The organism is Schleiferilactobacillus harbinensis (assembly GCF_008694105.1).
GTDB lineage: Bacteria > Bacillota > Bacilli > Lactobacillales > Lactobacillaceae > Schleiferilactobacillus > Schleiferilactobacillus harbinensis.
Map to the genome: position 1 here is coordinate 2,396,558 of NZ_CP041364.1, position 12,440 is coordinate 2,408,997.

Consider the following 12,440-nt stretch of genomic DNA (forward strand, 5'->3'; position numbering starts at 1 on the left):
TGCTACCACTCATCCTCACCCAGAAAACCAAGCAGCTCGGCCTCCTTTCGCCCATGATCAGGGTCCTGAATATGCGGATCGCGCGCATCAAACATGACAATAAACTTGCTTGCCGAGTCCAGATTAACTGCCAGCTCATTGTAGTCGAGCTGGTCTTCCCGCGTTAGATTGCGCCACGGCACCGACACTTTCTCATCCGGCCGATCCGACCGCATCAGAACAATTCTGGTTAAGTCGGCTGGCATCGTTTCGACAAAATGCACCGTCAATGCCTCAAGCACCTTTTGCTTAATTTGGCTGGCCGGCATCCCTTGGGCCAACCATTCCGTAACCATATTCCGGTCAACTTGATAATAATTCGGCAGCGCCTGCGCCACAACGGGATCATCGGTCTGCTGGCGACCGGTCTCAATCAATCGGTCAGCCAGGGGCTCGAACCAATCCTTGCGAATCGCCAGATGCCCGCGGCCAATCTCTTGCACGGTTGACTCGTGAGCCCCGTCGTCTGGGTTGGTATAGTTGGAATAGTAGAAAGATTGCGCAATATCGTCCAGCGCCAGGTCAATGGCCTTCGCCGGCAACCGCATCGTGTCACCATTCTCGAAGCCCAATTCGACTGTCTTAAGCATCTGGAATCCCTCGCTTTCTGCATGTCTTCAGTATGCCGGAATACCGGATTACGCCTCCGGCTGCCGCATCTGCGCCCGATTGCCCTTCACGGCGAAGTCCAAGGCGCCCAGCTGATCGGCCACGATCCGCACCAGCTTCTGCAAGGCCTTGGGGTCGTCCGCGTTGCTGAGAAAGTCCGCCGTTGCCTTGGCGTAATCGTCCTTATACTGCGTGTTCAGCGCCTTCCAGTTCACGCCGGCAAAGGCCTGCACGGTTTTCTTCGACTTGCTGGGCAAGCCAATTTTGTGCTGCTCAATCAGCACCGCCACGATCGGGTACCCGGCGTAATGCTGCCAATAGGTGGCGTTATCGTTGGACGAATAAAAGCCGTCCCCGAAACGCACCGTATACTGCTTACTGTGATCCGACGACACCACTAAGGCCTCGCCTGGTTCTTCGGTCGGGAACGTGACCCGCTGATCCGCAACAGCACTCAAGGCTTCATAAACCTTGGCGATGGGTGTCGGTTTTCTGTCTGCCATTATTGCAATGCTTCCTTTGTTTGGATGTTTGCCTCCATTGTTGCGGTGCGCCGGGTCAATGTCAATCATTGGTCTTCTTTGGTCAGCTGTAACCTGTTACACTGGTGGCAAATCGAATTCGAGGAGGGCTATCTGATGTATAAGAACCGTCCCTTGGGACCCTATCGCACGCTGCCGGCACCGCTTCCTGGTCAACGCTTGATTGGTGACCGCTACGCCACCAAGAACGGGCTGCTCAAGCGCTACCGGGCCGACGATCAACGCATCCAACACGGCGCATTCACTGTCTCGCTCATGTATCACAGGCGGTTTGAAAAAGGCGCCGTCGCCGTGTTCCGCGAGATATTCCCTCAAGCTGACGCGGCCGATGCCCAAGCCTTCAAGAATTACTTGCGCGGTTACGTCGGCAGTTGGGATTACGCCTATTTATTCCAACTGGTTGAAGCCATGATTCGTATCCGGAAAACTTTGGGCGGCATGCCCAGTGCAGCTGAACAAGCCTTTCTTGACATCGCTGCCGCAGTTGACCGGCACGACGACACGCTGCCCTGGGCCGACGACTTTTTTGGCGAAGAATTCCAATTGATGCAGCAGCAAGGCGGTATCCTCTTTGATTTACTGCAGGCGGACATCCACTATACTGTTTTGGCTAAAATCATGTTAAGCGAGCTGGCTTGGGCCAATTCTACGCCATATACTGACCCGGTAGTGACCGGGGAAATCCACCGCTTCATTTCAGGGTATCTTGTCCCTCGAATGATCCATGGTCCTTTCGCTGACGCCGCTGCAGAACATTGGCGGACCTATATCAGTGAGCGGATCCCTGGCTGGTGGGTTTAAATCAGATCAAATCCCATCGCTGCCGCTTTCTCCCGACCACGATCTTGGAAATGGAGATCATTTCCACTCACACTCAGTCAGTGGAAGCAGAAGGCTGCTCTTCGTCACGACCATCTAGTGGGACGATAGGCGCATCGGACCATAACTGGAATACTTTGTCTTGCTGCAATTGGTCGGTATCACTGAACACAACCTCCAGCCCCGGGAAATTGCCCGGTGTGAAGCAGACGGTGTAACCGTCCTTAAACGCATACACTGTTGGATAGTTATGCAATCGTTTCTGATACGCGGCCTCTGCTGCCTTCATAGCCGTCTCGCGTACCACTGAGCCATGCATCAGCGTACGCGCCACTAAGGAATCATCCACTGGCAACGGGATTCGAAATATGCGCAGATCATTCCCCTCAAAGGGTGACTGGTTTTCATCCTCCGTATCCAAGTAGCTCAGCCAAACCAGAAATACCTCTTGATCCCCAGCAATGGCCAACGGATCAAGCGTACCGAGCATCCGCCGCCTTGGGTCACCCTCAATAATCTTGTTGACCGTCTGCACGACATCCGCTGGGCCAAATGTATTCATTGCTGCCTGATTGGTGCCTAAGTCTTTGTAATAATTCACAATGAGCGCCTCTTTCTGCTATTCGCTGATTATCTTTGCGTGGCGTTAAAACCCGTGGATTCCTAACTCCTGAGCCTTCTCCCGACCATGATCCTGAATGTGCAGATCATTCCCGTCGAACAAAATAACGAAATGCTCCGGCGTTTCCAGGTTTACCGCATATTGATTATCGCCCCAATATCGGGGATCATCGCTTTCGACTTCTTCCCAAGGCAGCCCATACTGTCTATTCGGCTGTCCTGGCGTCATCAATGTCAGGTACATCAGATCGCATGATGTGATCTGAACAAAATGCGACGTCAACCGCTCCACAATGCGCTGGCTCACCTCGTCATCCGGCAGTCCTGCAGTCCTGCAGTCCTGCAGCCACCCATTCTTGCGTATCCCGATCCATGAAATAAAGGCTGGCAAAAGTCCGGGCGACAAGCGGGTCAGTCGTCTGCCGGCGGGCGGCCATGATCGCCCGGGCGGCAAGGGTTGGAAACCAGTCCTTGCGAATCTTGATATAGCCTTCGCCGGCAACCTTGGGGAAAGACTCGTCTACCGAATCCTTCTGCGCATGAGATAAATAGGCCGACTCCGTGATGTGCCGCAGCCGGAAATCGATGATGTCTACGGGCAATATCAAACCTTCCGTGTTTTCGAAGACAAACTCGATGGATTTAACGTCAGTCATGTCGCCACTCTCCTTTGCAGTTTGCTGCGGTCAGTTAACAGCAAAGCCCATCTTCCGGGCCTTTTCGCGGCCATTTTCTTGCATATGGTGATCGTGGGCATCGATTACGGTAATGAACTTGTCGGCGGTTTCCAGATTGACCGCACACGGATTGAACTCCCCCGTGTCGCCTCCAACCGGCTCAGGCCAGGGCAATGCCAGCACCCTACCCGGCTCCTTCAGGGTCACCAACATCACTTCGACCAGATCAGAAGGGATGGTCTCGACAAAGCTATCGGTCAAAACGGCCACAATTTTCCGACTCATCTGGGCGTCCGACAGACCCGCGGCTGCCCAGGTGGTCACCTCCTCTTTCAATAAGCCGAAAGAATGAGACAGCGTCCGCTCCGCCAGGGAGTCGTATCGCACCAGGTCAATGATTCGCCCAGCAATAGTGGTAAACCAGGCCTTGCGGATGGTAATGTAGCCCCGCTCAATGACTTTGCCCCGCGCCGCATACGGCTGCTCATCGGCATCGCGCCGCAGATACACCGACTCTGTGATGCCTTCGAGGCCGAAATCAACGTATTCTGCCGGAATGGGCATGGTCTCGATGGTTTCGAAGTAGAACATGACTGTTCTGATCATGGTAATTCCTCCATTCTCAACGTGGTAGCCCGACAACGTGAAAACAGCGTGCAAGACCTTTTGAGGTCAAAAAGAAGCGCAGTTCCCTCTGCGTTGCATACTTAGGTCGACGAAAACCAGATACAAGGAAGAAATTGCGCTACTGATAATGTACCACGGAACGAGTTGGAGAAAAAGGGCTTACAGACCGTGGCCGATCACCTTGAAAATCCGACTTTACCCCTCGTCAAATCCAAAGACTTCCCGTAAATCTGCCAATATTTCCTCCTGGCTCTCTGTTGGATCGTTGTAAATGATGTATTTATACTCCCCTGGCAAAACCAACACCAGTCCTGCTTCTAGAACCATCGCCTGGAAGTTGTCGCTGGCGCACTTGCCCAGCATCAACTGCAACACTGCGACCGTGTTCTTTTCAAACCAGAAGCCAATCCCGCCGCTCACTAATGTGCCATGGCGCAGGATAAAGCAGGCTTGGTCAGGATAATCATGACCATAATGGACGCCGGACATGATCGGGGAATCCGCCGCTTTGTCGATATTGTTCCGTATTTCTTGATCACTAATTCGTGCCATCCAAGCCACTTCCAATCCTTAATCTATTGATCTTGGATCTTACTTGAATCAGCACGGTTGATCAAGTGCACCAAAGCACCGGAATTGTTCTTATCATAGAGTATCTAAATCAAAAAAGTCCTCGTCCACCTCGAACAATTGCAAAGTCTGCTTCACTTGAACACCTACGTGATATTGGAGCATCAGATCTGTGAGCTGTATACCGTCAATTAAGACAATCGAAAAACTTGTGGCGGCTTCAACGGCGCCTTTGGAAAAAGATGACGTGGTAATAAAAACTCCACGATCAGCATGAATTTGTGATAAAGCACCGTAAAACGCCTGAATGGCTGGCCGTTGGACAACATTTTCAGTTGCGTATCGCTTAGCTTGAACGTACACCGTCCTCGTCCCCAACGGATCCTGATTAATAATGCCATCAATGCCCTTATCATTTGTCAGTGGTGTAATCTCAACAGTTCCGTTTGGGCCTTTATAATTCATTGCTTCCAAAAGTTTTGTAACCAGACTTTCAAAAAACGCTGGGTCAGATTCCAAAATTCGTTTATGCAGTTCAGTGGCAATTTGATTGTTGAAGTCAGTGGCTTCTTTGGTAATCTTGCGAGGAGTGTCAATCTTCTCCACGCTTTCATCCGTCTCGCCAACATCCATAATTTCGGTGACTTGCCGTTTTTGTAATTCTGCCATATGTGCGATAAATGCCGGCTCGGCGTGCACTATTTGTTGCGTCAGTTTAAGCCCATATTGTGCCGTCAGTTGTTGTCCTCGTTCGGTGATTTGATAAAGTCCACGCTTGGGGCGTGCGTGCTAACAGACCGGCATTATATAACTCGCTGATAGCCCACGTCACACGGTTATCTGCCACTTTGTCATCGGGGTATTTAGAATATGCCAATTCTTCTAAGTCCTTGGGTAACTGAATTAGCGCCAACATCTTGGCCCGAAAATCCTTACTTCTCCAGATATCTCCCTGTTGGACAACAAACAAGATTACCGGCAAGAAGCCGTCCCACGACGGAATGCCATATTTACCAATCTTCAAGTCTTTGTAATTCATACGCTGCACCTCATTAAACCACCCGCCGTGTTCTGATCAGTCAATACCTGTCTGAACCTGTCAAGCAGTACTCTCCCTACTGCTGCACACCCAACGCCTTCATCACCGCATCCTCAATTGTGTTGTAGAACTTCAATGAGAAAGCCGCAATCAAATCTCCCGGCACCGTGCCCAACTCACTCGTGGCACTGGACGGAATCAAGACCGCCTTCGCCCCGCTATCCAGGGCTACTTGCAGCCGATCCGCCAAGCTATCCATTTTCTTAATGGTACCCCCAATGGAAAAGTCTCCCAGGATGGCTAACCCGCCAATGACCGGCTTGCCCACCGAAATAGAAACCAGTGCGACATAGGTCGCCAGTGACAATTCCGCCGCCATGGCGCCATTATTCAGATTGGTCGCGTTCACGATATAGTCATGCTGCGCCGGCGCAATATTCTGACTAACCTGGGAAAAATTGGCCTTGAGGTAATTGAACGCCGTATCCATTTCTTCCTTCGCCAACCGATTGGACTGAATCCCGGTCCAGCTCGTCTTCCCGTTGCCAGCCGTCATCTGTGATTCCAACTTTATCAGACTCAACCGCTCATCCGCATCATAAGCAACGGTGTAAACTTGGCCAGGCTTCCCCTCATTCTCAGGAATCAAGCCTGTCGAACCCTGCTCTGGCACTGGTACGAAATGTTCGTCGTAAGTCTCCTTGTCGATGTAAGAAAAGTTCACATCGTAGAACTCCATGCCGCCAATTTTCTTCAGCTGCTCTTTCACCCGCCGGCGCATCTCCATGGCAAACGTCAGAATCTGGGCAACGTCCTCCTTCGTAAATTTACCGTCAGGGTACAGCAACTTCACCATCCCGGACACCGTCTTACGTACCGCGATCGTGTCTCGCTGGTTCAGCTGATTACCCAGGGTGAAGTACTTATCGAAAGCATCGCCGTAAGAAATCTTCCGTAGGGCCCGCATGACCTCCGCAAAATAGTCCGTGATCAGGCCGTATCCATTGGTGAAGAAATTCGGCCGATACTTCGGAATCTCCCAGCCAGGCAAGTAATTGTGGATCCGGTCCAAAAAGGCCGTGTCGTTGGCCATGACAGCAGGAAACGGATCAAACAGATTGGACGTCCGCATGACCACATCCACCGGCTGATTAATATTCCCAACAAAGACCATCCCGGCCGACGCCTGGATTTCGTCCCGGCCCCGGGCAAAGGAGCCGGACGCCATGTAATCCTTCATGATCTGGACGCCATCGTTATCCTTGAACTTGATGCCAGCCACCTCGTCAAAGGCCACAACGTCCCACATGCCGACTAGCCCCACTTCATGCCGGGCCATGTTGAAGAACAGGTTGGCCACTGTCGTCTGACCGCCAGAAACCAGAATCGAATTGGGCGACAATTCTTTGTAGACGTGTGACTTACCGGTACCCCGGGGCCCGAGCTCCACGAAGTTATAGTTATTCTCGACAAACGGGATCAACCGCGATACCATGAGCCATTTCACCCGATCGTCAAATTGTGTCGGCTCCATGCCAATTGTCCGCAGTAACAAGTCAATCCACTCGTCGGTCGTGAATTTCTCCCGGGCATCATAAACTTCCTGCATGTTCACAGACGGCACCTGAACCGGGGTCAGCTGATCAATGAGAAAATGGTCATCGCTGGTATGGTCGTAGCGCACCCGCACGATGGACCAAATACCACCCACCAACAGCCGTTCATAGTCCTGGACGTAGCGCTCATCCACCGGCACACCGGTGATGCCCAAGTTGCCAAACGCCGCCTCGTACCGGTCCTTATCCGAGTTCAAAGTCACGGTAATCTTGTCGATGACCGTATACGCCCCCTCTTCCCGAATCCGAGACTTCACCTTTTCCGCCTCGTCCGGCCGCACGTAGTTATTAGCCAGCGTCTTCTTGACGTTTTCCACGCCCCGTTCAATGATCACCGGATCCGAGCTGTTGGCATACTGCCCCAGCAAGAACTCCAGCACATAGGTGGGAACATTCGCCCCCTCCTTGATCTTTTGCGTCAGATCCTTGCGCACGAAGCGCCCGGGGAAAAAGGCCTCCAGCTTGTCCAGCAAGTCTGTCTGCACGTTTTCTGCCGCTTGCTCCTGAGCAATGGCTTCCGCCGGCACGGCCACGTCGCCGTCACTCTTCGCTCGTAACTTTTCTTCCTCTTGCTTGTTATCAGATGTCAAAGCCGAAATCCCCTTTAATCGTCAAGTCCATTTGATATTGAATCCGCTGAATCTCTTCCTTGGTTTCTGCATTCTGGATAATCAGATAGTACGCGCCGCTGTTGTCGAAGTCCCGATCCTGTAAGGTCAGGTAGAAGCTCTGGCGCCGGCTCGGGCTCTGCGGATCATCCTCCCGACTATCGGCTACATAGCGTTGTTCGTTGGAAATGGGCCGATCCTGGCTATCGACAAAGTAGAGTACATAGGTGGCGGCGGTGGTCTTGTCGGTTACCGGTTCTTCTTGAGAAATGGGCACCATCACGCTGCGGCTGGTGATGCGATGGGCGCCTTCTGTAACCTTGATCGACACCGGTGTGGCCTTGGATCGACCACTTTGTGTCCGCACGTGCAGCACCGGCACAATCATCTCTTCCGGTGACGCGCCGCCATGCACGTAGTTTTGTCCCGCTCCGGCGGACTTGAAGATACTATCCGTGGCCGGATAATAGACACGCCGCTGATCATCATTATCCAGCAGTGCCCCCAGACGCTGTGACCGCACCCCGGGCTGCTCGATGGTCTCACTGCTGATCGCATAGCGCTGCCCCAACACGTCCAGATCGTGGCCGCTGATGTCGATCTTGTCCGCCGAATCCAAACCAGACCGTTTGTACAGGTACCCATGATCGGCGGTCACAATGATGTGCGCTACACTTAAATTACGCAGAAAACCGATTGTCCGCGCAATTGTGTTGATGGCTTCCTCGGTGGCGTTAAAGACCTGCTTCTCGGTCTTCGCGTCATCGCCGGTGGCATCCACTTCGTTGTGGTACAAGTAAACCACCTTTTGTCCCGCCAAGAGTTGTTTTCTTTGCGGCGTATCCCAGTCTTTGAGAAAAGTCATCACATGGTCGGCGTTGCTCTGCGGATCCCGATTTTGCAAGATCTGACGGCGCTTCTCCAGCGTGTCTGCTTTGAGTCCATCTACTAAGACCGTCTTGTCCGGTTGGTACGTCAATGTTTGATGCGGCAGCAATGCTGGCATTCCAAAATACGTCACAGAGGGCAAGCCAGAGTATACCGTATCGAGTTCTGTACTGTAGACATCCTGATCATTCAGCTTGCGTTTCAGCTCCGCTGCAGCTTCAAATCGAAAGGCATCAGAAATAATCACGACGATCCGTTCCTTAGGAGAACTGATAAATGTCCGATAAAAACTGCGCTGCCAGCTACGCGGTTCAACGTCTCGCGGATCAAACACTGTGGTCCAAGCTGTCACCGTCGGGGTGAGAAATTCATTGACGTAAGTGTTGTCCACTTTGTCAGCGATACCTTCCAGAAGATCCGTAAGGTCAATGGCAATCCGGTCGTAGCGCTGAACGAAATGCCGGTACGCTGTATCCACCGCATAATCGGTGGTGATGTATTGTTCTTTGGCGGCCGCTAAGCTTTTCACCTCACGCCGGCGGTACGTGAGAATCACCAAGGCAGCTTGCAGTAAGGCATACGCATAATGATACGTTTTACCGAAGTACATCTTTTCTCGTTGCGTCAAGACATCCGCCAACGGCGTCGTCCCCGCCACAGCATGGAAATCATCCGCCTGCAATCGCTCGACAACCCACGCCAGGATTTGCCGGTCAAAGTTGGCAAACACATCCGTCTTGAGCAAGTCCACAATATCCAGTTGCTGGAGCTGCCGGGAAACACCACTGAAGCTTTCAAGATGCTGCCACACTGCTTCGGCCAACTGACGATATGTATCCGCAAATGTCTGGTCATTTCTCGCTAAGGACAGAAAGGTGACGGCATTGTTGGCGCTGGTCAGCTTGTAATTATCGATACTCCGCGGCAGATCCTTCTCCATTTGGTAATAGGCAAAGTTCAAATACAGGGCCGTCGTGAAATCCAGCAGCGAATTGGTGGCACCATTGAAGCCATAGGCGTTCCGCACGTTCTCCCAGAACTGGGTGAGCAGACCATATTTTTCAAACTCTGCTAGAACTGGATTGGTATCACCAATGCCGGCCTGCAGCACGGCCCGCAAGACCATCGTCATGGTGTGATCACTGGCCCCGGCCAGCGCAGCCATGATGGCCATCTGCAAATCCTTGCCCGGCTGATAGAGTCTCTGAAATTTAGCCTGGCGGTCTTTGCTGGCAAAAAACCGTTTCTGCTCCTGGAAGGTCGCGGCATCCTCGTCCGGCACTCGCAATTCCTGCCGCAGCATGACCAGCGCATTGGCGGTGTATTCCCGCGAATAATAAAGCATGTCTGTCATGAAATTCTCCGTCAGATCCGGCTTCGGCGCCGGCGAATAAACCAAGGCCGACTGCCCCTGCTGCTCCATCGCCACCAGCGTCAGCTTGGTCTTAAACTGCTCATTCTTCCCCATGATCACGACCGGTTCCCGCAACTGCTCCGTAATATCCGCAATGTTGTCCGCAAACTCGCCCTGTGCGTCATACCAAAAGACAAAGTGATTATTGTCCGCAAACAGCTTCTCAATACCCGCTACGATCTTCTTGGTGTCTAGCTCCGCCATGTTTTTCATTCTCCGTTTCAGTGTCCGCTTATCCGTGTTCTCAACCTGTGTTAAGTATAACGAAGGGGCTCTGCCAATGCCATACTTCGCTAATCTTATCGTTCTAACCAAACGAATTTTTCAGTGTTTCCAGGAATGCGGTTGGCATATTGGGCCAGTGACTCAGTTCGTCAAGCTTTTAGTGTCGGGGCACCGCTTGAACAAATAGCATCTCCCAGAAGAGGTCTTCAGACTGGTAATAGCATAAAGTTTATTAGATCATGGTGGGAGGTGAATCTCGAGCAAATATCTACTGATGGTGTTGGCAAATGGGTCCTTTTCAATAACGGCGGTAAATACAGAAAATGGTACGGGAACGTTTTAGAAGTGGTGTTGTGGGACCATAATGGAAACGCAATAAAGCAATATCCAAAATCAATCATCCCAAATGAACGATTGTATTTTAAGAAAAGCATTGTGTGGAACAAAATAACTTCTGCAAGATTAAGTTCGCGCATAAACATTAAAGGCTGGTTGCAAGGCGATGCCGCTCCTTTTGCAGTCATGAATGACAATGCCTATTTTGAGCAAGTATTAGGATTTCTAAATTCGCCGGATTTAAAATTGAAGTGCAACACCGATTGAGTTAGACCAATCGACCGGGTTGATTTAACAAAATAGGCCATGAAGACCTATCCTTGAAGCGACTAAACTACCAAGAAAGGTGACCTTCATGACCCACAATCAGTCTAACAGTCTCGGCTCGTACACTCAACTCACAGAGGGCGAGCGCGGAATAATTGATGCGCTTTGGCACTCCCATGAATATTCCATTCGCGATATTGCACACATCATCCATCATTCCCCTAGTACGGTAAGCCGTGAGCTTAAGCGCGGCCGAGTCCAGCAACGGGATTCGAATTATCATTACTACAAGGATTACTTCTTTGATGCTGCCCAACGACAACACGAAGAACGACAGACCCATTCCCACGCCAAGAGCATGTTGGAGAAGTGTACCTACTTCTTTAACTGGCTGACCGCTCAGATCAAGAAGCATGCGTATCGTGAACAAAGTATTGATGGGTACGTGCATCAGTTCCAGCAACTCTGGCCTAATCGTTCGTGCCCCTCAACGCCGACCGTGTATCGCTACATTGATGCCGGACTGTTGTCAGTGACCAACATGGATCTGCCTGAGAAGTTGCGGCGTCGCGAGAAAAGGCCAGGCCGTAGTCATGCGCGTAAGAATAAACGCATCGCTGGAACGTCCATCGACAAGCGGCCCAAACAAATCAATAACCGCTGGTTTGTTGGTGACTGGGAAGGCGACCTGGTGAAGGGGAAGCGTTCTGCCGACCAACCAGCATTACTCACCCTGACAGAACGTGTCACACGTTATGAGCTGATCTACAAGATCCCAAACTATCACGCCCGGACTTGCTTAGAGGCCATGCAATACGTTCTGAACACACATGATCCTTATCTATTCCACTCCATCACCTTCGACAACGGTTCTGAGTTCGCCCTCTTGGACCAACTCAGAGGAACAAAGATCTACTACTGCCATCCCTATACACCCAGTGAACGTGGCAGTAACGAGAATGCCAACGGCTTGATTCGAGAATTCATTCCAAAGGGTCAATCACTATGGGAAGTCTCTAAGGAGAAGATTCGTAAGAGCCAAGATGTCTTAAACCACCGGTTAAGGAAGTGCCTTGGATACCGCAGCGCAATCGCGGCGCTCCAGGCCTCCCCCCTGGGCCTGGAGGAATCCCTGCCCACTACCTAAACCAATTCACACTAAACCAATTCACATGGATGAGTCTTCACTGTTGCACTTAATTTGACAATTCGGGGATTTCTAAATTCCAAAGTTTTGCCGGCGTTAATGGATGTGCTCAATGAAACTATAAATAAACAGGTGGGTGACTTTAAACAGCTTCCCATTATTGAGGTGCCGCAAGGCATAAGGATCCAACTTATATTCAATGTTAGAGAATCAATAAGGCTCGTCAAAAGCGAGTGGGATTCATATGAAACCTCCTTTGACTACACATTGGATTTCACAGCCGCCATCGCTGAGCATACAGTATTGGCAATTCACCGTATTCAACAATGTCTTTCCAACATATGCGCTACGGTTGAGCATCAGGCCCAAAAATTGACTACTTGGTGGCATAAAATA

14 protein-coding genes are annotated in these 12,440 nt (G+C 51.3%); 3 read left to right on the plus strand and 11 right to left on the minus strand.

Annotation, left to right across the window (positions count from 1 at the left end; genetic code table 11):
- Window positions 1–2: 2 nt before the first annotated feature.
- Window positions 3–629 (minus strand): hypothetical protein, encoded by a 627-nt coding sequence (locus FMM01_RS11870; RefSeq protein WP_150392663.1) that lies wholly within the window; start codon window positions 627–629, stop codon window positions 3–5.
- A gap of 48 nt (window positions 630–677) precedes the next feature.
- On the minus strand, window positions 678–1,151 hold the full coding sequence (locus tag FMM01_RS11875; RefSeq protein WP_150392664.1) for a hypothetical protein: 474 nt from the start codon (window positions 1,149–1,151) through the stop codon (window positions 678–680).
- 135 nt (window positions 1,152–1,286) lie between these two features.
- Between FMM01_RS11875 and FMM01_RS11880 the strand changes: the two genes are divergently transcribed.
- Entirely contained in the window at window positions 1,287–1,991 is a 705-nt protein-coding gene (locus FMM01_RS11880) for a hypothetical protein (RefSeq protein ID WP_150392665.1), read from the plus strand.
- 73 nt (window positions 1,992–2,064) lie between these two features.
- Here the strand turns inward: FMM01_RS11880 and FMM01_RS11885 are convergent, their stop codons facing one another.
- From FMM01_RS11885 to pglZ, 9 genes are all read right to left on the minus strand, one after another.
- A complete protein-coding gene (locus FMM01_RS11885) occupies window positions 2,065–2,610 on the minus strand; it encodes a hypothetical protein (protein ID WP_150392666.1) in 546 nt (181 codons plus the stop codon).
- Window positions 2,611–2,655: 45 nt separating this feature from the next.
- The gene (locus tag FMM01_RS11890) at window positions 2,656–2,937 is read right to left on the minus strand and encodes a hypothetical protein (protein ID WP_150392667.1); all 282 of its coding nucleotides are present in this window, start codon (window positions 2,935–2,937) and stop codon (window positions 2,656–2,658) included.
- Between the two features lie 4 nt (window positions 2,938–2,941).
- Window positions 2,942–3,286 (minus strand): hypothetical protein, encoded by a 345-nt coding sequence (locus tag FMM01_RS11895; RefSeq protein ID WP_150392668.1) that lies wholly within the window; start codon window positions 3,284–3,286, stop codon window positions 2,942–2,944.
- 30 nt (window positions 3,287–3,316) lie between these two features.
- Window positions 3,317–3,913, minus strand: coding sequence for a hypothetical protein (locus FMM01_RS11900; RefSeq protein WP_150392669.1), 597 nt, complete (start codon window positions 3,911–3,913; stop codon window positions 3,317–3,319).
- A gap of 216 nt (window positions 3,914–4,129) precedes the next feature.
- Entirely contained in the window at window positions 4,130–4,486 is a 357-nt protein-coding gene (locus FMM01_RS11905; protein ID WP_150392670.1) for a hypothetical protein, read from the minus strand.
- 93 nt (window positions 4,487–4,579) lie between these two features.
- A complete protein-coding gene (locus FMM01_RS11910) occupies window positions 4,580–5,173 on the minus strand; it encodes a restriction endonuclease (protein WP_150392671.1) in 594 nt (197 codons plus the stop codon).
- A gap of 46 nt (window positions 5,174–5,219) precedes the next feature.
- A complete protein-coding gene (locus FMM01_RS11915) occupies window positions 5,220–5,543 on the minus strand; it encodes a winged helix-turn-helix domain-containing protein (RefSeq protein WP_150392672.1) in 324 nt (107 codons plus the stop codon).
- 76 nt (window positions 5,544–5,619) lie between these two features.
- On the minus strand, window positions 5,620–7,692 hold the full coding sequence (brxL, locus tag FMM01_RS11920; RefSeq protein ID WP_190973497.1) for a protease Lon-related BREX system protein BrxL: 2,073 nt from the start codon (window positions 7,690–7,692) through the stop codon (window positions 5,620–5,622).
- A 46-nt stretch (window positions 7,693–7,738) separates the two neighbouring features.
- The gene (pglZ, locus tag FMM01_RS11925) at window positions 7,739–10,273 is read right to left on the minus strand and encodes a BREX-1 system phosphatase PglZ type A (RefSeq protein ID WP_150392674.1); all 2,535 of its coding nucleotides are present in this window, start codon (window positions 10,271–10,273) and stop codon (window positions 7,739–7,741) included.
- Window positions 10,274–10,414: 141 nt separating this feature from the next.
- On the opposite strand from pglZ, the gene FMM01_RS11930 reads away from it, so the two are divergent.
- Together FMM01_RS11930 and FMM01_RS11935 are read left to right on the plus strand one after the other, a co-directional pair.
- Window positions 10,415–10,897, plus strand: a complete 483-nt coding sequence (locus FMM01_RS11930; protein ID WP_150392675.1) for a hypothetical protein — start codon at window positions 10,415–10,417, stop codon at window positions 10,895–10,897.
- Window positions 10,898–10,985: 88 nt separating this feature from the next.
- Window positions 10,986–12,044 (plus strand): IS30 family transposase, encoded by a 1,059-nt coding sequence (locus FMM01_RS11935; protein ID WP_150391459.1) that lies wholly within the window; start codon window positions 10,986–10,988, stop codon window positions 12,042–12,044.
- The last annotated feature ends 396 nt before the right edge of the window (window positions 12,045–12,440 follow it).